Below are 20921 nucleotides of genomic sequence, written 5' to 3'. Positions count from 1 at the left end.
GAGTGGACCCATGATCGGGATTGTAGGCATAGTTGTGATCTTTGTCATGGTGTTCGGCGGCTATCTCCTGGCCGGCGGCAAGATGGCGATCATTATTAAGGCCATGCCCTTTGAGTTGATGATGATCGGTGGTGCCGGAGCCGGTGCTTTTCTGATCGGCAACGATATGGGCGGCATCAAACATACGTTGAAGGACGTCGGTAAGGTCTTCAAGGGCCCTAAGTGGAAGCCGGACGACTACCGCGACCTGCTGTGCCTTCTGTTCGCTCTGATCCGGATCGCGCGGGCGAATCCGGTTGAAGTGGAGCAACACATTGAAGACCCCGAAAACTCCTCTGTCTTCAATAAATACCCCAAGATTCTGGCAGACAAGGAAACAGTGAACCTGATTTGCGACACCATGCGGTCGGCCTCGATGAACTATGACGATCCGCATCAGGTGGAAGAAGTGCTGGAAAAGCGCATGGAGGCCAACCTGCACCATGCAATGCACTCCAGCCATGCTTTGCAAACCCTGGCAGACGGGCTGCCGGCGCTGGGAATTGTTGCGGCGGTGCTTGGTATCATCAAAACTATGGGCTCTATTGATCAACCCCCGGAAGTTCTGGGTAAACTGATTGGCGGCGCTCTGGTCGGTACCTTTCTTGGCGTGTTCCTGGCTTATGGCCTCGTGGGTCCCTTTGCGACCAAGGTAAAAGCGGTAACCGAGGAAGACGCGCATTTTTATCAGCTTATCCGTGAGGTTCTGGTGGCCAATCTGCACAACCATGCAGCAGCAATATGCATCGAAGTCGGGCGCCAGAACACACCTTCGCATTTCCGTCCCGGCTTCGCTGAACTTGAAGAAGCCCTCAAATCGGTGAAACAGGACGCAGCATGATTTGGCGAGCACTTGCCACTGCAGTCGCGCTTCTGACGGCAGGAGCTGTCCAGGCGCAGACAATTGTGACCCGGTCAGGAGAGCACAACGGTTTCACCCGCCTGGTGATGCGCCTGCCGGATGGCGCGGACTGGTCGCTGGCTCAAAGCGGCACGACGGCGACAGTGAACATTGACGCGCCACAGGCAGTTTTCGATACTTCACGTGTCTTCAACCTGATCCCTCGCACCCGGTTGCAATCACTCGTGCAGAACGGGCCAGGTCAGCCGCTTCGATTGCAGCTAGGCTGTGACTGCACGGTCACGTCTTATGTTCAGAAGAATGGCTACTTGGTGCTTGATATACGTGATGGCGGTAAACCGGAAACACAGCGGCAGTATTCTGCTACCAGCAGTATTCTGCCACTCACTCCGCAGGCCACACAGAGCGGTTACAGGTTCAGTTTCTCTCAATCGGCCGCAGCTGACGCGCGGATGGCTCTGGAATTGGCAGCGGCTGTTGCGGGGCGAGCGGATCCGGCGCAAACAATCCGGCCGCAGGACGCTGAAGAAGCACCGGAACTGAGTGCAACCAAACAGCAAGAAGAAGCTGTAGAAGTCGTCTTGCCGTTGGATGGCAACAGCTTTCCGGATCAGACAGAAACCGCTGAAGCCAATGCGGCTTCCGGGCTCCCTGAGACCAGAGTGCTGCTCAACCTGGAAGAAACTGAGCGCGCGGCCGCGGTCCAAGATTCCGAGCAACGGTTGCTGCAACAGATCGGACGGGCTGCAAATCAAGGACTTTTGAGTGTTGCAGCAAATGGGCTTCCTGATGCCGATAGCACTGCTGTATTGGATCCTCTGGGCCGTGCAGACAGGCCGTTGAACCCTTTGGACCACATCTCCGTGACCTCTGCAATCGATCGTGAAACCGGGCTGAAGGCTGCTCTGATTGATGGCAACGGAGAAGCAGAGCATTGTTTGCAAAACCGTGATGTTGCCATTCATTCCTGGGGCAATGAAAGCCCGTTTGCGGATCAGCTGGCACCGGTGCGCAGCGCATTGGTCCGGGAATTTGATGATGTGAATCCAGCGAGTGTATTTGCACTCGCACGGATGTATCTCTATTTCGGCTTTGGCGCCGAAGCTCGCTCCATTTTGACTATTCTCCCTCCAGAAAATCAGGATGCGCCGGATATAGCCTATCTTGATGCAATGGCGATGCTGATGGATGGAGCAGTTCTGCCGGTTAATCACCCGTTCTCAGGACAGCAAGGCTGCGAAGGCGACAGTGCCCTGTGGGGCGCTTTGGCGGATGGTCTGGTCAAGAAGAGCGCCAACACCGACGCCATTCAGCAAGCGTTTTCCAAAATGCCGACTCACCTGCGGGTGCACTTGGGGCCTCGGATCAGCAAGATGTTTGCCGAAGCCGGAGATAACCATATCGCCGAGGCAGTGCTGAGAGCGGTTGACCGGACCGGGGTTGAGGACGTTCCGGAAATCAACCTTGCTGAGGCGGCGATTGCCGAATTGGCAGGCGATACCGAAAAGGTGGCCGAAGAGCTGACCAGCGAGGTTGCAGAACGGAACGGCAATGCACCGGCCGCACTGATCGATCTGGTTGCTCTTAGCGTCAAGGAGCGCAAGGCGCTGTCTCCTGACGTGCCGGATTTGATTGCCTCTTACGAACTTGAAAACCGCGAAACCGAGCTGGGAGCAGAGTTGCGTCAGGCGCAGGTCGCTTCTCTGGCCCTGATGGGGCAGTTTCAGGATGCTTTTCAAGAACTGAACAGCCTGTCTGAGCAGGACGGCCCGAATGCCCGGTCGGCAGCGCTGGAGCCGTTGATGCTGCTGTTGGCAGAACGTGCAGATGACGTGACATTTTTGCAGTACTCACTGGTTTTCTCTGGTCAGGCCAGCGCGGCTGAAGCCGCATCGGTAGCTCCGGCCGTTGCCCGCAGGCTGCTGGACCTTGGATTTGCCGAACAAGCACAGGGCCTGCTCACCAAGCTTGCGCTGGAGCCGGAAAACGAAGCCCGCCGCCTGATGATGGCCGAGGCCGCATTGGAGCTGGACAAGCCGCATCAGGCCCTTGTCGAGCTGATGGGGCTGGAAAGTTCCGAAGCCAACAAAATGCGTGCGGCAGCCTTGTGGCGCAATGGTGAATATGACCGGGCCGGTGAGTATCTTCTTGCCGAAGATGAGGCCAACGCAGCAGCCCGCGGGTTCTGGCATTCCGAAAACCTGGGCGCCATAGAAGCGATGGAGACTGGAGATGACGCGCAATTCGGTGCTGTTGCTTCTGTCACCACGCAAATTGGCGAAACTGCGCAAGATCCAGAGGGTTTGTCTCCTTTGGCTCACGCACGGGCCTTGGTTGAAAGCAGTGCGGGCACACGTGGCGGCATTGCTGATCTGTTGAACAAAGTTGGCACAGACTTGGAAAGCCCTTAGTATTTTCAGTTATCTGACAGAATGTTAACACAAACAAAGGCCGCCCGGATCAAGGGCGGCCTTTGTTTGTGCTGATAACACTTTGTCAACGGGCTGCCGGTAACGTGATGATCGGGTGAATCCTGATTTGGACGGGCAGAATGCCGGAAAACTATTTAGTACTTTGCCTGAAAGGGCTGTTTCTGCGCGCAATAGGCGCAGAAATCTGGGCGCGCTCTGTAACGAGTTCCGTTCTGAAATCTCACTTGATTGAGACTGACAGGCACCGATTGCCGGCAACCGGTATCGCAAAGCCTGATCGTCGGCACCGGTTGGCTGGCAGGCGGCTATTGGCGCGGCAACCGCAGGTGCTGACAAAGCTCCGGAAAACGGACATGCGTTTCAGATTGGATCCTTGGGCACCAATCCAGGCATTCCATAAGTTTGAATCTAGTAATTTGCGGGGCCTGAACTGTGCCTAAGCTTACCACTGAACAACTTTTCAGCCCGACCGTCCTGCTGGCGCTGGCGCTTATGGCGATTATTGTGATGATGATCCTGCCGATGCCGGCCTGGGTGCTGGATGTTGGCCTGGCGGCCTCCTTTGGGCTTGCCATCCTGATCTTCACCATCACCCTGTTCATTGAACGGCCGTTGGATTTCTCCTCTTTCCCGACGATCCTTCTGGCCTCGCTGATGCTTCGGCTGTCACTGAACATATCCTCCACCAAACTGATCATCGGCCAGGGGCATTCCGGCACCGACGCGGCCGGCAATGTGATCGAAGGTTTCGCCCAATTTGTGATGGGGGGCAGCGTATTCCTGGGTCTAGTGGTGTTCGGAGTTTTGTTGATCGTCAACTTCATGGTGATCACCAAGGGGGCCGCCAGGATGGCCGAAGTGGGTGCCCGTTTTGCACTGGATGGAATGCCAGGCAAACAGCTGGCGATCGACGCCGACATGTCAGCCGGCGCCATTGACCACCAGACCGCCAAGGAACGCCGTGAGCGGGATCAGCAGGAAACCACTTTCTTTGGTTCGCTCGACGGCGCGTCGAAATTTGTCAAAGGCGACGCCATTGCCGGACTTTTGATCACCTTGCTGAACTTGGTCATGGGGCTGATCATGGGCGTTCTGGTCCATGGCATGCCTGTTGGCAGCGCGTTTGAAACCTATGCCATTCTGACTGTGGGCGACGGTCTGGTGTCGCAGATCCCATCTGTGATCATTTCCATTGCAGCGGCTCTGCTGCTGGCTCGCGGTGGCACCACCGGTGCCACCGATACCGCCCTGTTCGAGCAATTCGGCCGCCATCCCGCTGCGCTGACAACTGTCGCAGTGCTGATGGTCCTGTTTGCACTGGTTCCCGGTCTGCCATTTCTGCCATTTGTGACCGGTGGCAGTGTGCTGGGCTACGCGGCTTTCCGGATGGCAAAGAAGAAGCAGGATGATGCAGAGGCGGAGATCGAGGAAAAGATCGAAGAGGCCGCAGATCCTACTGCAAGCCGGCCGCTCGGAGATATTCTGGATCTGGATGATCTGCATCTGGAGTTTTCACCGGATCTGGTCAGCATGGTACTTGATGCCGGCACCGGGCTTGATGCCCGCATTGCCAACATGCGGTCCCATATTGCCACCACCTTTGGTCTGATCCTGCCGGAAATCCGGCTGACAGATCAGCATGAGCTGGAAAGAGGCACCTATGTGGTCAAAGTGCAGGGGGTTGAGCAGGTGCGCGGCACTTTGCATCCCGACATGGTTCTGGCCTTGATGCCGGACAATCATGACGCGCTGCCACCCGGCACTGATGTGACTGAGCCGGTCTACGGCGCGCCGGCCCGTTGGATCTCAGCCAAGTCGCAGGAACAGGCCGCCCTGGCCGGGGCTACTGTGGTCACACCGCCGGAAATCCTGGCAACCCATCTGCTGGAGATCATCAAACAGAATTTCTCCCGCTTGCTGACGCTCAAATCGCTGCGTCGCCTGTTGGATGAGATGACGCAGCTTTCCGATAACTTCCGGTCCGAAGCGAACCGCAAGCTGCTGGATGCGCTGGTGCCGGACAAGGTTCCGATGGATACACTTCACTCGGTGCTGCGTCTGCTGCTGGAGGAGCGGGTTTCCATCCGCAATATGCCGCTGATCTTGGAATCGATTGCCGAAGCCCGGCAACACACCACCCAGCCCGAGCTGATCTGTGAACATGTGCGCCAGCGGCTGGGGTTCCAGCTGGTGGCCGAGATGAAACGCGAGGACGGGACCATTCCTTTGATCCAGCTGGCACCGGAATGGGAAGACAAATTCTCAACGTATCAAGTGGATGCGCAAGGTGCCGGGTTGGACATTGCCTTGCCGCCCGACTTGTTCAATATGCTTGCCGATGGGCTGACCGAGAAGCTGTCGGCAATCACCGACCAAGGTGTGTTTGCGGCGGTTGTGACCTCGACCCGCCGCCGCCGTTACCTGAAGACCATTTTGAAATCACGGGGTATCAGCAACCCGGTTCTATCGTTCGAAGAAATCGGCCTTGAGGCGCGGCCTGCCCTGGTTGGAATGGTGCAAGCATGAACCTGAACTTTCTGCCGCCAGAGCTTATAGCGCTGCTGGGGGCAGGGTTCTGGCATGCTGCAATCGTATTTCTGCGGGTGTCGGCCATGGTATCGGTGCTGCCCGCGGTGGGTGAGCTGTATGTCCCCACCCGGGTCAAACTTGCAGTTGCTGCGGCCTTTACTTTTGTGGTGGCGCCTGCACTTCCGGCCCTTCCTGAGCCGGATGGTGCGATAGAATTTGCCCGGATTGCTGTTGCCGAAGCGATCATTGGCCTGGCACTGGGGATTGGTGTCCGGATCTTTGTACTGGCATTGCAGACGGCCGGTACAATGGCGGCGCAAAGCACGTCGTTGTCACAGGTTCTGGGCGGCATCGGCGCAGAGCCAATGCCGGCTCTGGGGGCCGTTCTGATGATTTCCGGTGTGACTCTTGCTGTAATGATGGGTCTGCATATCCGGGCGGCGGAATTGCTCATTGGCTCCTACCGGCTGTTTCCTGCTGGTCAGTTTCCCGCGGCTTCCGGCTTGGCGGAATGGGGTGTGTACCGGGTTTCGCAAAGCTTTTCGCTGGCGTTCACACTGGCGGCGCCTTTTGTCATTACAGCGGTGATCTACAACTTGGCGCTGGGCGTGATTAACCGGGCTATGCCGCAGCTGATGGTGGCCATGGTCGGCGCGCCGGCGATTACCTTCGGCGGCCTGTTTATCCTGATGGTCGGCAGTCCGATGATCCTGGATGTTTGGTCCAGGGCTCTGATGACGTTTATGTCGAATCCTGGAGGCGGAATGCCATGAGCGGCCAGGACGACGATTCAGACAAATCATTCGAGCCGACGGAACAGAAACTCCGCAAGGCCCGGGAGAAAGGCGAAGTTGCCAAATCCACGGATCTGTCCGTCGCCGCAGCCTATCTGGGTCTGATCATCGCAGTCTACACTGCCGGCAGCAGCAGCGTTGAGGGAATAGGCACCGCTCTGATGGCCTTTCTGGACCAGCCGGACAAGCTGGCCCCGCTGTTTTTTGAAGGGCCGGCTGCGGCCCCCGTGGGGGGCTTCATCGAAAGTGCCGTGCGCCCTGCTCTGCCATGGTTTCTGGTTCCTTTTGCATTGGTTCTGTTGTCGATTGTCGGACAGCGTGCGCTGGTTTTTGCGCCCAGTAAGCTGGAGCCGAAGCTGTCTCGTATTTCTCTCATCTCGGGGGCCAAGAACAAATTTGGCAGATCCGGGCTGTTCGAGTTTTTCAAAAGTTTTGTGAAGCTGGTGCTCTATTCGATCTGCCTGGGCGTCTACCTGTCTTACCGGCTTCCGGACATGATCGCTTCGTCCGGCACTGGCCCGCAGTCTGTTGTCTTGATGCTGTCGCAGCTGGCGATGGAGTTTTTGTTTTTGGCGCTGCTCATCGCGATAACGATCGGTATTGTGGATGCGGCCTTTCAACATGCGGAACACCACCGCAAAAACATGATGTCCCGGAAGGAGATCCAGGACGAAATGAAGGAGTCCGAAGGCGATCCCCATATGAAAGGTCAGCGCCGTCAGCGCGGCCAGCAGATCGCGATGGGGCAAATGATGGCCGATGTGCCCAAAGCCGACGTGGTGGTTGTCAACCCGACTCACTATGCGGTGGCGCTGCAATGGAGCCGCGAGAAGGGTTCCGCGCCTGTCTGCGTTGCCAAAGGGGTTGATGAAGTGGCCGCGGCGATCCGGCGTGTTGCCAATGAAAACGGCGTTCCGATTCACAGTGATCCGCCAACAGCGCGGGCATTGCATGCCACGATTGAGATCGGCGGCGAAATTCTGGAAGAGCATTACGCACCGGTAGCGGCGGCCATCCGGTTTGCCGAAGAGATGCGCAAGCGTGCTAAAGGGAAGATCACATGAAGCAGAAGATGCTGGATCAGATGGCGGCAGTGACTGCAGCGCAGTATATGCAGGAGCATGCGAAAATACAGCCGGCTCTGGCCCGGGAGGCGCAGCTTCGCGGAAAGTTGGCCAAACTGAACAGCCAAGTGCAGGCCGCCCGGGAACCGGCAGACAGCGATCACACGATGAAGGCTTTGGGGGCAGATCTGTTGTGGCAAGGCTGGCATACCCGCACCCGGCGCCAATTGAACCTGGAGCTGGCGCAGGCAACGGCACAAAAGCTGCGGATGATGGATCAGCTGCGCAAAGCCTTTGGGCGCAAACACGCGGTGGAAACCATGGCGGCCTCTGAACGCAAGCGGCACAAAGCTGAGCAGGCAAAAGCCTTCATGGACCGGCTGCTGGACGGCTGAAATACCTTGAGTATGGCGTAAACAAAAAATGGCCGGTCCTTAGCGGGACCGGCCTTTTCTATATTGGATCGGCTGCTCGCCGGTCAGACGTCCTGCCGTGATATTTCCATGATCAAAACGTCATAGACGCCTTTGCCGATATGTTTCTGTGCCGCCTCGCGCAGCGCCGTGCGCAGGGGTTCCAAGACATCTGAGCGGGTAAACGCCCCGCGGAAACCGCCCATATTGGCGTGGTCGAAGAGAACTTGCAGAAAAACATCCCGCAACTTGGGCGCGTAGGAATGCACTTTTTCCGCAATACCTTTCTTTACCTCAAGGCTGAGCGAGATCACCACCAGGGATGTCATCTGGTCGCGCTCCACAATCGGCACCACAAACTGGTCGCCGACTTTGATGTATTCGCGCTGGTTTTCTTCGCTTTCTTCAGCGGTTTCCTCTGCGGCCTCTTCCGGGGCTGGGGCGGTCTCGCCGCCGGCAGCGGCTTGATTTTCCTCAGGCGGAGGCGCCAGCATGATGCCGGCGCCAATGCCGCCTCCGGTCCCGATGATCAGCAGGATGACTGGAAGGAGTTTAGACAGCATGGCAACCCTCAGAACGGCAGAATGGCGTCGAGCAGCTGCTGGCCGTAGCGCGGCTGCTGAACGTCAGTGATTTGGCCACGGCCGCCATAGGACACACGGGCCGAAGCGATCTTGTCATAAGTGATCTCGTTCTGGCGGCTGATGTCTTGCGGCCGGACATAGCCGGTCACCAAGAGCTCGCGCAGTTCGAAATTCACCCTCAGTTCCTGGGTGCCGCTGATCGCCAGCACGCCGTTGGGCAGAACATCGACAACAGTCGCAGCAACTCGCAATTCCAGCTTTTCGCTGCGCTTGACGGATCCTTTGCCGCCGGCAGAACTGGAACTGCCCAGTTCCACGGCGTCGGCGGAGGTGGCACCTTCCGGCAGTTTTCTGTCCAGACGCTGGGGCAGGCCAAGGAGATGCGGCATGTTCAGGCTTTCAGCCCCCGAGCGTGAGCGCTGGGTGTCGTTGGAAATTTCGGCCTCTTCATCGATCTCGATCACCACCGTCAGGATATCGCCGCGCTTGATCGCGCGGCGGTCGCCCAGCAGTGATTGCTGCGAGCCGCTCCACAGGGATGCGCCATCAACGGTGCGCCGGTTCTGTGTCTGTGCAGGCAATCCCTGGTACAGCATTGCAACATGTTCAGAGCTTTCATTGGACGGGGTGAAAGAGGGCGGTTTGCCCATATGATCCATCCGGCCGCAGGCACCCAGCAGGGCGAGCCCGAACAGCAGCGGTTTGACGGGGGAAAGTTTCTTTTTCATCAGTTTACCTCAACGGAACCGTCTGCCGCGATCCGCCCGGTTACGGTGGTGCGGGAATTAAGATTCATGACCCGGACGGCCTCGCCAGCAGCGCCGCGTCCCAAGGCGCGGCCTTCGGCCGCTATGGTCAGGACACCCTGGCGGAAGGTCAAAGTGACCAGGTCATTGCGTTCAATGATGGCCGGCGGGCCGATATCGCCAGCCCGCAACGGCCGACCTGCGTATAGTGCGACGCGCGCCTCCTGACCGACAACCGCTGCCGGGTCCGACAGCGCACCAAGGATCTCGCCTTTTTTCAGAGCCAGGTCCTCGGCATTGACGATCGCCTTTGCGCGTATCGTACGCAGCGGGATCAGATATTCCGCCCAGGCGGGCGGTGCGCAAAGCGCCGCTGCGGTCAGACAGGCAAGAGCAAGTTTCATCAGCGCACCTGTGTTGTTGCGCCCATCATCTGGTCGACAGCCGAGATGACCTTGGCATTCATTTCATAGCCCCGCTGGGCTTCGATCAGCTCGGTGACCTCGCGCACCGCATCCACGGAACTGGCCTCCAGATATCCCTGGCGCAGGGTGCCAAGCCCGTCTTCGCCGGCCGTAGATACAGTGGCAGCACCAGAGGCCTCTGTTTCGGTGAACAGGTTGCTGCCGATCGCCTCAAGGCCTTTGGGGTTGGTAAAGCCCGCCAGAGTGAACTGGCCCAACAACTGGCCTGCCGAGGTTTCATCAAAGTACCCGTAGACTTCGCCCTCAGCGTTGATCGAGATACTGACAGCATCATCAGGAATGGTGACTTCGGGAGAAACTGCAAAACCGTCCGACGTCACGATCAGCCCTTCGGCTGAGCGTTTCAATGCGCCGTCGCGGGTATAGGCGGTCTGGCCGGACGGCAATGTGACCTCAAGATAGCCCTTGCCGTCGATGGCGAGATCCAGATCATTGTTGGTCTGCTGCAGCGCGCCTTGCGACAAATGCACCGAGACGGCGGCGGGGCGCACACCCAGGCCAACCTGCACGCCGGTCGGCAGCACCGTGCCATCCGATGCGTTGACACTGCCGGCCCGCGAGATCTGCTGGTAGTGCAGATCGGCAAACTCGGCGCGCCGGGCGTTGTAGGCTGTGGTGTTCATATTGGCGAGGTTGTTGGAGATAGTCTCCACCCGCAATTGCTGAGCGCTCATGCCGGTCGCTGCGATTTTCAAGGCACGCATCTGGATTCTCCTAGGTCTTGATCAGGTTTTTGATGGCATTGCGGATGCGTTCGTCTTCCGCCTGCAGAAAGCTTTGGCCCATTTCATAGGCGCGCTGGACTTCGATCATGCGGGTCACTTCGGAAATCGCATTCACGTTGGAGCCTTCGAGAAAGCCTTGCAGCACTTTCGCATCAAAACTGTCCTCAATCTCGCCGTCGACGCGGAACATCACTCCGTCCTCGCGCACCAGCGTGTGCTGCTCCATCGGCTTGAACAGGCCAAGCTGTCCCAGAAGCCGCCCGTTTGCACTGAGCGAACCATCCGCCCCGACTTCGATCTTGCCGGCATCCGGCGGAACAAAGACCGGCGCGCGGCCGGCATCCAGCACCCGGTATCCATCCATGGTCACCAGATCGCCATCAGCATTGGGGGAGAAGGCACCTGAACGGGTCAACCTTTCGCCTTGCGGCGTTTCCACCATAAAGAAGGCGTCGCCCTCGATTGCAAAGTCAAACGAGCCGCCGGTTTTGGTCAGCTGACCCTGCTCCATCGAGGTATTGAAGATATTTGCGCGCGACATTGACAGCGACTGCTGGCCGGGCGAGGACTGCACAAATTCCGAAAAGATCAGGCCCTCCTGGCGGTAGCCGGTAGTGGCCGAGTTCGCGATATTGTTGGCAATGACGCGCATCTCCCGCATCAGGCCCGTTTGGCGTGAAAGGGTTGCGTAGCCTGCATTTTCCATTACGAACCTCCGGCAATCATCGGAACAACGTGGCCGTGGAAGAAGGCCACCAGCGTTTGTGTCATGAAGCCCATTGTCATCCAGAACACGACCAGGATCGCTGTCAGTTTGGGCACGAAGGTCAGGGTCATTTCCTGCACCGACGTCAGAGCCTGAAACAGGCCGATGGCCAGACCGACAACCAGTGCAACAACCAGGATCGGCGTCGACATGGTGACGGCGGCCCACAGCGCTTGGCGCAGCGTGTCATAGAAGAGGCTTTCGCTCATCATGGCTTAGACCGGCATCCTCAGGATTTCCTGGTAAGCTTCGACGACCTTGTTGCGCACGGTAACCGCAGTTTCGACTGCCAGTTCGGTCTGCGCCAGGGCCTGCACCAAAGCGTGCGGGTCGGCGTTTGAGGTCATCGCCTGCATTGAGACCTGTTCACTTTGCTGCAAAGTCGCCGCGAAATTCTCAAAGCTCTCTTTCAGGCGGGGGCCTGCGCCAGTGCCCGCATATTCGGGATCGGCTTTGGTGGCGGGACGGGCAGCGGCATAGCCGGTTGCCGCGGAAAGACTGCGAATATCCATTCTGGATCTCCAAATGTTTTGGTTAACGTCTCAATAGGTCCATGAGTGATGCGGACATTGTGCGGGTCTGCTCGAACATCTTCAGGTTGGCTTCATAGCTTCGCTGGGCTTCACGGGCGTCGGCGATCTCGATCATCAGATCGACATTGGAGCCGTCGTAATGCCCGCTTTCATCGGCCATCGGATGCGAAGGGTCGTAGACTTCTTCCAGATCGCTGCGGTCCAGCGTGACCCGGCCGGTGCGCACATGCTCCACATCGGTTTGCAGTTCGCGCACCGCTTCAAACGGCACCGTTTTGCGCCGGTAGCCCGGAGTGTCAGCGTTGGAGATGTTTTCCGACACGTGGCGCAGACGCGAGGCTTGCGCCTTGAGACCGCTGGCAGTGACGGAAAGGGCTCTTGAAAATTCACTCATCTCTCATCCTCCCTTAGGTTTTGCCAAGGCTTGCGCGCAGGACATTCATCGAGGATTTGTAGATGGCCAAGGCCCGCTTGTGCTGCCGGGAAACTTCAACGCCTTTTAGAAGTTCGGTTTCGACAGACACTGAGTTGTCATTGGGATCGCTGCCGTCCTCGCTTGAAGTGACGGCCCAGTCCATACCGTTGCCAGCGGTGCCGTTCAGATGGCTGCCGCGGGTTGCGATCATGCTGCTCGGGCGGGCCCCGGCTGCAAAGACTTCCTTGAATGGCTTGATGTCCTTGGCGTGGTAACCAGGCGTATCGGCGTTGGCGATGTTCTGGGACACCAATGCCTGGCGCGTCCCGGCATGAACTGCCATGGCGTGAGAAATTTTGAATACGTTCAGTTCTGTGAACACCAGGGCTTCTCCCTTGATCGATTTCAATCAAGGCTTAACCCCGATTCCTTTAGAAATTGTTTTCAGGACATCAATGGAGGCCGCTGCAATGAAAGCAGAGCTGCAAGCACTGACCCGTCAAATAGCCGGAAAACGCCTGGCAACACAGATGGGCAGGGTTACCGCGATCTCTGGCGGGGAAATCGAAGTCAGCGGGTTGGCTTCTGCCGCGCGGATCGGTGACCGGCTGGTGCTGCGGCGCGGCCCGCAGGACGAGTTGCATGGCGAAGTTCTGAAGATTAATGGAAGTAATATCAGCATGTTGCCTGATAGGGCGCCTGATGGCGCTGCTGTCGGTGACCCGGTGGTGCTGCACCCCTCGCCTGAGTTTTTGCCCAGCGATCACTGGATTGGCAGGGTGATTGATCCCTTTGGGGAGCCGCTGGATGGCCGCCCCTTGCTGCCGGGATCCGCGCCGCGGGATCTGATGGCGTCCCCGCCCAAAGCCGCCGGCAGGCGGCCGATGGGAGAGCGTTTGGCGACCGGGCAGGCGGTATTGAACACGATTCTCCCGATTGTGCGCGGCCAAAGGGTGGGTCTTTTTGCGGGCTCCGGCGTCGGAAAATCGTCTCTGTTGGCAAAACTGGCCCAAAGCATGGAAGCGGATGTGGTGGTCATGGCGTTGATCGGGGAACGCGGCCGGGAGGTGAATCACTTTGTCGAACAGGTTCTGGGACCCGATGGCATGCGCCGGGCGGTTGTGGTGGCTGCTACGTCCGATCAGTCCGCGCTGGTTCGGCGCCGTTGCGCCTGGGCCGCCATGACAGTTGCCGAGCATTTTCGCGATCAGGGTAAGAATGTGCTGTTCCTAGCCGACTCGGTTACCCGTTTCGCCGAGGCGCACCGGGAGATTTCAGCCGCTTCGGGCGAAGCACCTGCCTTGCGCGGATACCCTCCATCGGTAACACCGCTGATCACCGGCCTGTGCGAGCGGGCTGGCCCTGGCGCAGACGGGCAGGGTGATATCACTGCTGTGTTCAGCGTCCTGGTGGCCGGTTCCGACATGGATGAGCCGATTGCAGATATTCTGCGAGGTGTTCTGGACGGTCATATTGTATTGAACCGGGAAATCGCCGAACGCGGCAGGTTCCCGGCGATTGACGTCTCACGCTCAGTCTCCCGCAGTCTGCCTGCTGCGGCCACTGCCGATGAAAACACGGCAATCCAGGATGTGCGCAAATTCTTGGGCGCTTATGAACAGTCGGAAGTGATGATCAGGGCCGGTCTCTATGCTGAGGGTAATGACGCGGTGCTGGACAAGGCTGTTAAACTGTGGCCGGAACTGGACGGTTTTTTCGGCCGCGAAGATCCGGAAGGAATCACCAGCAGTTTCAATCGGCTGCTTCTGTTGCTGCGCCGGGCCAAGGCGGGACGGTAAGCGGCGCGTTGGCTCCACCTACCGTCTGATCATTTGATCGGCGAGTAACTGCGGCGATGGAATTTCTCACAGGGATGCTTCAAGGATACCCCTACTGAGGTATTTACATACTTCTGATTTGTAACGGGTCGGCGCGAACATCTGCTTGGCCTGATGATCTGAAGGCACTGATTGTCTCTGTGACTTTGGAACCTGAAGCGACCGCAAGTAGCGTGCCATGGTATTGAAACATGCGCCCAATCATTTGCCGGCGTAGCGTCGGATGGCGCGCTGGGGGCCTTTGTGGAGTTCTGCATGGCTGTCCTGAAGGGCATGAAGTGGGCCGAGCTGAAGTCGGCACTGCTGGAAACGGCGAAATTGACGTGATGATCTTCACCATCATCTGGGGCGTGCAGGATATTTTCAAAGGCGTGCCCTGTTTTTAATCACCGACGCCGTGAGAATTACGTTGCTGGTCGCTTCCCGGGAGTTGTGCTCAACCTGCCGCATCATCGGCAGGTGCGAATTTATGCACGACTGGGCGTCGAATTGGGCTGCACCATGTTGGCGGCGTGGGTGGGCAAAGCCGCCTATGAGACGACCGCGGTTTATGCCGCGCAGCAGGCGATTCTCAAAACAGCCCACCAAGCTCTTCAGGGACGAGACCACGGCTCCTGGCCCTGATCCTGTCAGAAGCAAAGTAAAGAAGGGGTATCTCTGGGCTCTCGCCCGCGATATCTGACCTTGGGGCAGCAACTGTCCACCCAGTTGCCCTAGTGATGGTCGCAGGATTTCGGACCAGTGGCTAAGCTGTATCAGGGTGCGTAATCCGGTGTGATCCGGCCACCCGTTCCAACCACATCCGGCAACTTCTCTGACGTGTTGCTGCAAGGCCATCTGCTTGCGGTTCTTTTGGGACCGGAGGGAGCGCGATGAAGAGATTGCCCCCTCTAGGCAGCATGCGCGTATGCGCCTGCCGGGCAGTGGATACGGAAGATACGGGACGTACTGCGGCTTTCAGCCGAGGGCCTGTCGGCCCGCCGGATGGCGGCGAGCCTGGCGATTGGCCACACCACGCTGCTGGGTTATCTGGAGCGTGAACAAGAGGCAGGCTTAAACTGGCCGCTGCCGCCGGAGATGGCGGATGCCGAGCTTGAGCGGCTCGTCTCTCCAGGAACTGCCCGGGAGGCGGCGCGGCGCGCATTTCAGCCAGATTGGGCATACGTCCACCGGACACTGCGGCGAAGCCGTATCGTCATACTGACGTGTCAGCTCGATCATGTCCGCAACCGGATGGTCTTCGTCAGCCCGACCAACCGGCTCTCGTCTCTGTGTGGACCGGTGCTGGCCCAGGACGCGGCAAACGCGACGCTCGGAAACCTTCATTTGGCTGCTCACAAAATCAATGCAAGCATGGCAGCGCGAGGGGCTCAGGGGCTCCGCCCGTTCAGGGCTGAAACGGTCTGATGAATGTTTCCGGGACGCTCTTCGCTTCCTTTGCGGCCTCGGACAGGATCAATTTGTCCAACGTCAGGTCCGATACCGCCCTACTCAAGCGCTCGATCTCCTTCTGAAGCCGCTTCAGTTCCTTAAGCTGCTCTGTGCCCATACCGCCGTACTATTTCTTCCAACCGTAGTACGTTTGTTCAGTCACACAGACCTGACGGATTGCATCAATCCGGGGCATGCCTTGCCCCATAAGGACTTCAATTTGCCGCAACTTCACGTCAATCTCTTCGGGCTTCGGGCTTCGGGCTTCGGGCTTCGGGCTTCGGGCTTCGGGCTTCGGGCTTCGGGCTTCGGGCTTCGGGCTTCGGGCTTCGGTCTCCTTTAGCCATCTATGGTCCTCCGCATTCCTAAACATAGGCGCGGACCACTTCATTGGGGGAGGTTTTGCATCAAACGCGCGACGCGCAAGCAGTATTCATCGGAAGTGAAGATCAGGAATGTGCTGGAGAGCCATGTGCAGGGCATTCAAGCCGAAAGCGGGGTTTACAGGCTGTTGGATTGCGGTTCTGACTTGGTGAGGCAGCCTGAATCTGCCGAGGTTTGAAGGATTCTTTGATGGGTGAGATTCTGTTCACATTGCAGGAAGCACCGGTGATTCCGGTCGCCGGAGAACCGGCTGGATACCAGATCGGGCGGATTTTCTGCGTTGGGCGCAATTACGCGGCTCATGCTGCCGAAATGGGCAATGAAGTGGACCGCGAGGCGCCATTTTACTTCACCAAGACGGCGGTCAATGCGGTGCTGACGGGCGCGGTTGTGCCCTATCCGCCGGGGACTGAAAACTTCCACTATGAGATGGAGCTGTCTGTGGCGATTGGTGCGCCGGTGTTCCAAGCATCCGCCGAAGAGGCGAAGGCTGCTGTCTTTGGCTATGGATGTGCGCTGGATATGACCCGCCGCGACCTGCAGATCCGTGAGCGGCAGAAACAACGCCCCTGGGATCTGGGCAAGGATCTGGAGAACGGGGCGGTGTTTGCGCCGCTGGCCCGGGCAGCAGATTGGGGCAGTCCGCCTGGCCGGCGCATTTGGCTGGAGGTGAACGGGGAGATCCGGCAGGACGCCGCGCTGGAGGAAATGATCTGGTCCGTTGAGGAGATTATCTGTCATCTGTCCGGCTTTTATCACTTGCGGCCCGGAGATGTGATTCTGACTGGAACGCCGGCCGGTGTTGGAGCCGTTCGGGCAGGCGACCGGATGCGCGGCGGGGTTGATGGGCTGCCGCAGGTCGACTTGACGCTGGCTGCTGCGGAATGACGTAAGGCGGCGCAAAGCCATGATTTTTGTTGCCATGCGGCCATCTTAATATGTATCAATTTGAATGTGAGTGCGGGGGGCTTTGTAACATATAAGCTGTGAAACTTGTCTGAGTTCAGGAAGCGCAGGCAGATTTCATGAGTGGAAAATGCATGATCCGCTGTTGATAGTTACAAATGCACCTAATAGCAGGGGGGCAACTGGTTCGTAAAACGAACCCTGCGAGGGGCCTTGGTGGCGGATACGGAAAGAATTCTGCCATCTGCCGCAGTAATGTTGCGAGAGCGGCGGGCCCTGCAAATAATTTGGTCTAAGGGAGGACAGACATGACTACTCGGAGAAAGCTATTGGGGGCAGCGGGGGCAGCGGCCTTGGCAATGTTCGGCGCAATGCCGGCATTTGCTCAGGAGGTGACCCTGAAACTGCACCAGTTCCTGCCGGCACAGGCAAACGTGCCGAAACTGATCCTGGATGTTTGGGCGGACAACGTCGAGGAATCCTCGGGCGGGCGCATCAAGGTTGATCGCTTCCCGTCGATGCAACTGGGGGGCAAGCCGCCTGAGCTGATGGATCAGGCCATTGATGGCGTGGCGGATATCGTCTGGACCGTAGTAGGCTATACCCCGGGCCGCTACCCTTCAACCGAAGTGTTCGAGCTGCCATTCATGATGACCAATGCGCGCGCCGTGTCGCACGCCTATTGGGAAATGTTCGACAAGCACATGAAGGACACCGAGTTCAAGGATGTCCACATTCTGGGCACCTGGGTGCATGGACCCGGCTTAATCCACACCGCCGACCCGGTGGAAACGCCTGAAGATCTGGAAGGCATGAAGATCCGCGGCGGTGGCCGGTCGGTCAACGCATTGCTGACTGAGCTGGGTGCAACCCCGGTGGGGATGCCGGTTCCGGCTATTCCGGAAGGCCTGTCCAAGGGCGTGATCGACGGCACCACCATTCCGTGGGAAGTGACGGCGGCGCTGAAGGTCCCGGAGCTGGTGGAGAACCACACTGAGTTCACTGGCAAGGCGCTGTATACGCTGACCTTTGTTCTGGCGATGAACAAAGAGAAGTATGAGAGCCTGCCGGATGACCTGAAGAAGGCGATCGACGAAAACTCCGGCTTGGAATTCTCGGTCTTTGCCGGCGGCACCCAGGCGGATTCGGATGGTCCCTCACGCGAGATGGCGCTGGATCTGGGCAACACTGTGATCACCCTGGACGAAGAACAGACTGCCGTCTGGCGTGAACGCTCGCAGCCGATCTACGACAAGTGGATCGCCGACATGGCCGAAAAGGGTATCGACGGCAATGCGCTGATCGAAGAAGCCAGCGGGCTGATCGAGAAATACACGCCGCAGTATCAGTAAGGCGTTTTGATTGATAAAAGTGAAGGGCCGCACGGCATTGGCACTGCGGCCCTTTGCATACCGGAATAAGGCAACTGAATAATGCACAAGCTCATGATGCGGCTGGCCAAATCCATGGCCTACCTGGGCGGTGCGGTCCTCACTCTTCTGATCATTTTGACATGTGTTTCGATCGCTGGGCGTTTGCTCAACGGTGTCTTCCATGGCGATTTGATGGAGCGGATTGCGCCGGGGTTCTCAAAGTGGATGACCGGCTGGGTCGGGCCGGTCAATGGCGACTTTGAACTGGTCGAGGCCGGTGTGGCCTTTGCGATCTTCGCCTTTCTGCCGCTGTGCCAGATCACCGCGGGGCATGCCTCGGTTGATGTGGTGGCCAATACGTTTCCGCGCGGAGTGAACCGGTTTTTGCGGATGGTGACCGAAATTGTCTTTGCCGCGGCGCTGATTCTTATCGCCTGGCGGCTGGGGGCTGGGCTTGCGAGCAAGTTCTCCAATGGCGAGACCTCCTTCCTGCTCGAGTTTCCGGTTTGGTGGGCCTACGGCGTCAGCATGGTGGCGGCTGTCGTCGCCGCGATTGTGGGTCTCTACATGGGTGCAATCCGCACCATCGAATTTTTTACCGGCCGGATCCTGATCTGGGACGGCGTGGAGGGCGAACAGTGACGGCTCTTGAAATTGGCATCGCCTCCTTCCCGGTTCTGATGCTGCTGATCTTTCTGCGGGTGCCTATCGGGCTTTCGATGTTTCTGGTTGGCCTTGGCGGGCTGATCTGGGTCACGGACGGCACCCAGGTTGCGTTCGGGCGGCTGAAAAGCGAAACCTATTCGACCTTCTCCTCCTATTCGCTGACCATTGTGCCGATGTTCCTGCTGATGGGGCATTTCGCGACGCTGGGCGGCATGTCCACCGCGTTGTTCAAAGCGGCTGAAGGATTCCTCGGCCACCGCAAGGGCGGGGTTGCGATGGCGGCCATCGGCGCCTGCGCAGGCTTTGGTGCGATCTGCGGCTCGTCCTTGGCCACCGCGGCCACGATGGGCCGGGTCGCGCTGCCGGAGCTGAAGCAATACGGCTATGCCGGCGGATTTTCGACCGCGACACTGGCGGCGGGCGGCACGCTGGGCATCTTGATCCCGCCTTCTGTTGTGCTGGTCATCTATGCAATCCTGACCGAGCAGAACATCGCCAAGCTGTTCCTGTCAGCCTTCATTCCGGGCCTGCTGGCAGCTTTGGGTTATGTAATTGCAATCTCGGTCTATGTGCGCCTGTTCCCGGAAAGTGCCGGCACCCGCCCGCCAGTTCCGATGCGCGAGCGTTTTGCCGCGCTGGTACATGTCTGGCCGGTGCTTCTGGTGTTCGGCCTGGTGGTGGGCGGCATCTATCTGGGATGGTTCACCCCGACCGAGGGTGCAGCCGTGGGCGCATTTGGCACCGGCTTCATCGCCTGGACCAATGGCGGGCTGAACCGCGAAACACTGGCTGACAGCTTTTTGGTAACAGCGCGGTCCACTGCGATGATTTTCTTCATCGTGCTGGGTGCTGGTTTCTACAATGGTTTCCTGGCGCTCACAAAAGTACCGCAGGAATTGGCTGATTACGTTGTGAGCCAGGGTCTTAGTCCTTGGATGGTGCTGGCACTGATCCTGGGATTCTACTTGGTCTTCGGCTGCCTGATGGATTCGCTGTCGATGATCCTGCTGACGATCCCGATCTTCTTTCCGGTGATCTCGGCGATGGACTTCGGTCTGCTGTCGCTGCCAGCAATGCAGGCGGATGCAGCGATGGATGTGCTGAAGGCTGGCGTGCCTGAAGGGATGGGGGCAGAGATGCTCGCCTCGATCAAGGACGCCATTGCGGCCGGAGCGGAACTCACCCGCGAGCAGATGAAAGAGCTAGGCATCCGGGTGACCGAAGGCCGGGTGAACCGGATCGAGGCGGAATATGTCGCTATCTGGTTCGGGATCCTGGTGCTGATCGTGGTCGAGGTCGGCCTGATCACCCCGCCAGTGGGCATGAACCTGTTCATCATCAGCGCAATGGACCGTAAGACCAAGATGATCGACACTTACAAGGCGGTGATGTTCTTTGTTGCCTCTGATCTTATCCGGGTGGTCATTCTGGTTGCCTTCCCGATTATCACGCTGCTGCCGCTGATGCTGATGCAATGACGGGGCTAGTGTGATGGCGCAGAACAGTACAGGGCGGCAGCCGGGTTTCGAGCATGAAATCCGCGTGGGCTGGGGCGATTGCGACCCGGCCCGGATTGCCTATACCGGGCGGCTGCCAGTTTTCGCGCTGGAGGCGATTGACGCCTGGTGGGAGCATCACCTGGGCGGCGATGGCTGGTATCAGATGGAGCTGGACCGCGGAACCGGTACGCCATTCGTGCATATGAGCATCGATTTCCGGTCGCCGGTTACCCCGCGGCACCGGTTGAAATGCGAGGTCTGGCCTTCGGCACTGGGTGGTAAGTCGGTGACTTTCCGGGTGAAAGCGCGGCAAGATGGGGTGCTGTGCTTTGAAGGCAAGTTCGTTTGCGTTTTCATAGCTCCGGAGAGCTTTACTGCAAAACCCGCGCCGGAAGATTACCGGCAGGTGATCGAGGCGCAGCTACGGCCCGAATAAT

The 20921-nt window shown here is 58.4% G+C and carries 22 protein-coding genes and 1 pseudogene; 13 read left to right on the top strand and 10 right to left on the bottom strand.

The genetic code is table 11. From position 1 onward, the window contains the following. Nucleotides 1-10: 10 nt before the first annotated feature. The 6 genes from motA (at nt 11) to ETW24_RS19260 (ending at nt 8115) form a co-directional block, all read left to right on the top strand. Entirely contained in the window at nt 11-880 is an 870-nt protein-coding gene (motA, locus tag ETW24_RS19285) for a flagellar motor stator protein MotA (protein ID WP_027257081.1), read from the top strand. After that, complete coding sequence (locus ETW24_RS19280; protein WP_205877302.1) at nt 877-3312, top strand: hypothetical protein; 2436 nt, start codon at nt 877-879, stop codon at nt 3310-3312. The genes motA and ETW24_RS19280 overlap by 4 nt, the downstream gene beginning before the upstream one ends. Nucleotides 3313-3825: 513 nt before the next feature. Next, entirely contained in the window at nt 3826-5859 is a 2034-nt protein-coding gene (gene flhA, locus ETW24_RS19275) for a flagellar biosynthesis protein FlhA (RefSeq protein ID WP_247676697.1), read from the top strand. Beyond that, nucleotides 5856-6635, top strand: a complete 780-nt coding sequence (locus ETW24_RS19270; RefSeq protein WP_129372539.1) for a flagellar biosynthetic protein FliR — start codon at nt 5856-5858, stop codon at nt 6633-6635. Before flhA ends, ETW24_RS19270 begins: the two co-directional genes overlap by 4 nt. Beyond that, nucleotides 6632-7720: a flagellar type III secretion system protein FlhB gene (gene flhB / locus ETW24_RS19265; protein ID WP_129372538.1), complete on the top strand. Its 1089-nt coding sequence runs from the start codon at nt 6632-6634 to the stop codon at nt 7718-7720. The genes ETW24_RS19270 and flhB overlap by 4 nt, the downstream gene beginning before the upstream one ends. Continuing rightward, nucleotides 7717-8115 carry a hypothetical protein gene (locus ETW24_RS19260; protein WP_129372537.1) on the top strand — a complete coding sequence of 133 codons (399 nt, stop codon included), beginning with the start codon at nt 7717-7719 and terminating at the stop codon, nt 8113-8115. The genes flhB and ETW24_RS19260 overlap by 4 nt, the downstream gene beginning before the upstream one ends. An 83-nt stretch (nt 8116-8198) precedes the next feature. On the opposite strand, the gene ETW24_RS19255 is transcribed toward ETW24_RS19260, so the two are convergent. Genes ETW24_RS19255 through ETW24_RS19215 form a run of 9 tightly spaced genes read right to left on the bottom strand, consistent with a single transcriptional unit; the run spans nt 8199 to nt 12769 of the window. Next, nucleotides 8199-8696: a flagellar basal body-associated FliL family protein gene (locus tag ETW24_RS19255; RefSeq protein WP_129372536.1), complete on the bottom strand. Its 498-nt coding sequence runs from the start codon at nt 8694-8696 to the stop codon at nt 8199-8201. An 8-nt stretch (nt 8697-8704) separates the two neighbouring features. Continuing rightward, a complete protein-coding gene (gene flgH / locus ETW24_RS19250; protein ID WP_129372535.1) occupies nt 8705-9445 on the bottom strand; it encodes a flagellar basal body L-ring protein FlgH in 741 nt (246 codons plus the stop codon). Beyond that, nucleotides 9445-9867 (bottom strand): flagellar basal body P-ring formation chaperone FlgA, encoded by a 423-nt coding sequence (gene flgA / locus ETW24_RS19245; protein ID WP_129372534.1) that lies wholly within the window; start codon nt 9865-9867, stop codon nt 9445-9447. Before flgA ends, flgH begins: the two co-directional genes overlap by 1 nt. Next, a complete protein-coding gene (flgG, locus tag ETW24_RS19240) occupies nt 9867-10652 on the bottom strand; it encodes a flagellar basal-body rod protein FlgG (RefSeq protein ID WP_027257090.1) in 786 nt (261 codons plus the stop codon). Before flgG ends, flgA begins: the two co-directional genes overlap by 1 nt. A 10-nt stretch (nt 10653-10662) precedes the next feature. After that, complete coding sequence (locus ETW24_RS19235) at nt 10663-11379, bottom strand: flagellar hook-basal body complex protein (protein WP_129372533.1); 717 nt, start codon at nt 11377-11379, stop codon at nt 10663-10665. Beyond that, nucleotides 11379-11651, bottom strand: coding sequence for a flagellar biosynthetic protein FliQ (locus tag ETW24_RS19230; RefSeq protein WP_027257092.1), 273 nt, complete (start codon nt 11649-11651; stop codon nt 11379-11381). Before ETW24_RS19230 ends, ETW24_RS19235 begins: the two co-directional genes overlap by 1 nt. 3 nt (nt 11652-11654) lie before the next feature. Further along, the gene (gene fliE / locus ETW24_RS19225) at nt 11655-11951 is read right to left on the bottom strand and encodes a flagellar hook-basal body complex protein FliE (protein WP_129372532.1); all 297 of its coding nucleotides are present in this window, start codon (nt 11949-11951) and stop codon (nt 11655-11657) included. A gap of 22 nt (nt 11952-11973) precedes the next feature. After that, nucleotides 11974-12366, bottom strand: a complete 393-nt coding sequence (gene flgC / locus ETW24_RS19220) for a flagellar basal body rod protein FlgC (protein WP_024092263.1) — start codon at nt 12364-12366, stop codon at nt 11974-11976. A 13-nt stretch (nt 12367-12379) separates the two neighbouring features. Next, a complete protein-coding gene (locus tag ETW24_RS19215; protein ID WP_129372531.1) occupies nt 12380-12769 on the bottom strand; it encodes a FlgB family protein in 390 nt (129 codons plus the stop codon). Nucleotides 12770-12857: 88 nt separating this feature from the next. On the opposite strand from ETW24_RS19215, the gene ETW24_RS19210 reads away from it, so the two are divergent. Both ETW24_RS19210 and ETW24_RS25420 read left to right on the top strand, forming a co-directional pair. After that, complete coding sequence (locus ETW24_RS19210) at nt 12858-14186, top strand: FliI/YscN family ATPase (protein WP_129372530.1); 1329 nt, start codon at nt 12858-12860, stop codon at nt 14184-14186. A 471-nt stretch (nt 14187-14657) separates the two neighbouring features. Further along, nucleotides 14658-14849, top strand: a complete 192-nt coding sequence (locus ETW24_RS25420; RefSeq protein WP_164982776.1) for an IS66 family transposase — start codon at nt 14658-14660, stop codon at nt 14847-14849. A gap of 573 nt (nt 14850-15422) precedes the next feature. On the opposite strand, the pseudogene ETW24_RS19200 reads toward ETW24_RS25420, so the two are convergent. Beyond that, a pseudogene (locus tag ETW24_RS19200) lies at nt 15423-15897 on the bottom strand (transposase); the annotation flags it as partial. 332 nt (nt 15898-16229) lie between these two features. Here ETW24_RS19200 and ETW24_RS19195 point away from each other — a divergent pair. The 5 genes from ETW24_RS19195 (at nt 16230) to ETW24_RS19175 (ending at nt 20920) form a co-directional block, all read left to right on the top strand. Then, nucleotides 16230-16928, top strand: coding sequence for a fumarylacetoacetate hydrolase family protein (locus ETW24_RS19195; RefSeq protein ID WP_129372529.1), 699 nt, complete (start codon nt 16230-16232; stop codon nt 16926-16928). 326 nt (nt 16929-17254) lie between these two features. Continuing rightward, nucleotides 17255-18298 carry a TRAP transporter substrate-binding protein gene (locus tag ETW24_RS19190; protein ID WP_129372528.1) on the top strand — a complete coding sequence of 348 codons (1044 nt, stop codon included), beginning with the start codon at nt 17255-17257 and terminating at the stop codon, nt 18296-18298. Nucleotides 18299-18379: 81 nt separating this feature from the next. Beyond that, nucleotides 18380-18961, top strand: coding sequence for a TRAP transporter small permease (locus ETW24_RS19185; RefSeq protein WP_129372527.1), 582 nt, complete (start codon nt 18380-18382; stop codon nt 18959-18961). Beyond that, nucleotides 18958-20463: a TRAP transporter large permease gene (locus ETW24_RS19180; RefSeq protein WP_129372526.1), complete on the top strand. Its 1506-nt coding sequence runs from the start codon at nt 18958-18960 to the stop codon at nt 20461-20463. Before ETW24_RS19185 ends, ETW24_RS19180 begins: the two co-directional genes overlap by 4 nt. Nucleotides 20464-20476: 13 nt before the next feature. After that, nucleotides 20477-20920 (top strand): acyl-CoA thioesterase, encoded by a 444-nt coding sequence (locus ETW24_RS19175; RefSeq protein ID WP_129372525.1) that lies wholly within the window; start codon nt 20477-20479, stop codon nt 20918-20920. Nucleotide 20921 lies beyond the last annotated feature (1 nt).

It is taken from the genome of Leisingera sp. NJS204, from assembly GCF_004123675.1.
Taxonomy (GTDB): domain Bacteria; phylum Pseudomonadota; class Alphaproteobacteria; order Rhodobacterales; family Rhodobacteraceae; genus Leisingera.
The sequence above is the reverse complement of the archived record's forward strand: the minus strand, read 5'-3'. Positions and strand labels throughout refer to the sequence as shown.

Excerpts from the sequence above, each read along its gene's own strand:
- ETW24_RS19210 (WP_129372530.1), top strand. The coding sequence starts at position 12,858 with ATGAAAGCAGAGCTGCAAGCACTGACCCGTCAAATAGCCGGAAAACGC.
- ETW24_RS19260 (WP_129372537.1), top strand. The coding sequence starts at position 7,717 with ATGAAGCAGAAGATGCTGGATCAGATGGCGGCAGTGACTGCAGCGCAG.
- flhB (WP_129372538.1), top strand. The coding sequence starts at position 6,632 with ATGAGCGGCCAGGACGACGATTCAGACAAATCATTCGAGCCGACGGAA.
- ETW24_RS19190 (WP_129372528.1), top strand. The coding sequence starts at position 17,255 with ATGACTACTCGGAGAAAGCTATTGGGGGCAGCGGGGGCAGCGGCCTTG.
- ETW24_RS19185 (WP_129372527.1), top strand. The coding sequence starts at position 18,380 with ATGCACAAGCTCATGATGCGGCTGGCCAAATCCATGGCCTACCTGGGC.
- ETW24_RS19270 (WP_129372539.1), top strand. The coding sequence starts at position 5,856 with ATGAACCTGAACTTTCTGCCGCCAGAGCTTATAGCGCTGCTGGGGGCA.
- ETW24_RS19230 (WP_027257092.1), bottom strand. The coding sequence starts at position 11,651 with ATGATGAGCGAAAGCCTCTTCTATGACACGCTGCGCCAAGCGCTGTGG.
- ETW24_RS19195 (WP_129372529.1), top strand. The coding sequence starts at position 16,230 with ATGGGTGAGATTCTGTTCACATTGCAGGAAGCACCGGTGATTCCGGTC.
- flhA (WP_247676697.1), top strand. The coding sequence starts at position 3,826 with ATGGCGATTATTGTGATGATGATCCTGCCGATGCCGGCCTGGGTGCTG.
- ETW24_RS19280 (WP_205877302.1), top strand. The coding sequence starts at position 877 with ATGATTTGGCGAGCACTTGCCACTGCAGTCGCGCTTCTGACGGCAGGA.
- flgH (WP_129372535.1), bottom strand. The coding sequence starts at position 9,445 with ATGAAAAAGAAACTTTCCCCCGTCAAACCGCTGCTGTTCGGGCTCGCC.
- ETW24_RS19175 (WP_129372525.1), top strand. The coding sequence starts at position 20,477 with ATGGCGCAGAACAGTACAGGGCGGCAGCCGGGTTTCGAGCATGAAATC.
- flgG (WP_027257090.1), bottom strand. The coding sequence starts at position 10,652 with ATGCGTGCCTTGAAAATCGCAGCGACCGGCATGAGCGCTCAGCAATTG.
- fliE (WP_129372532.1), bottom strand. The coding sequence starts at position 11,951 with ATGGATATTCGCAGTCTTTCCGCGGCAACCGGCTATGCCGCTGCCCGT.
- flgC (WP_024092263.1), bottom strand. The coding sequence starts at position 12,366 with ATGAGTGAATTTTCAAGAGCCCTTTCCGTCACTGCCAGCGGTCTCAAG.
- ETW24_RS19235 (WP_129372533.1), bottom strand. The coding sequence starts at position 11,379 with ATGGAAAATGCAGGCTACGCAACCCTTTCACGCCAAACGGGCCTGATG.
- ETW24_RS19255 (WP_129372536.1), bottom strand. The coding sequence starts at position 8,696 with ATGCTGTCTAAACTCCTTCCAGTCATCCTGCTGATCATCGGGACCGGA.
- flgA (WP_129372534.1), bottom strand. The coding sequence starts at position 9,867 with ATGAAACTTGCTCTTGCCTGTCTGACCGCAGCGGCGCTTTGCGCACCG.
- motA (WP_027257081.1), top strand. The coding sequence starts at position 11 with ATGATCGGGATTGTAGGCATAGTTGTGATCTTTGTCATGGTGTTCGGC.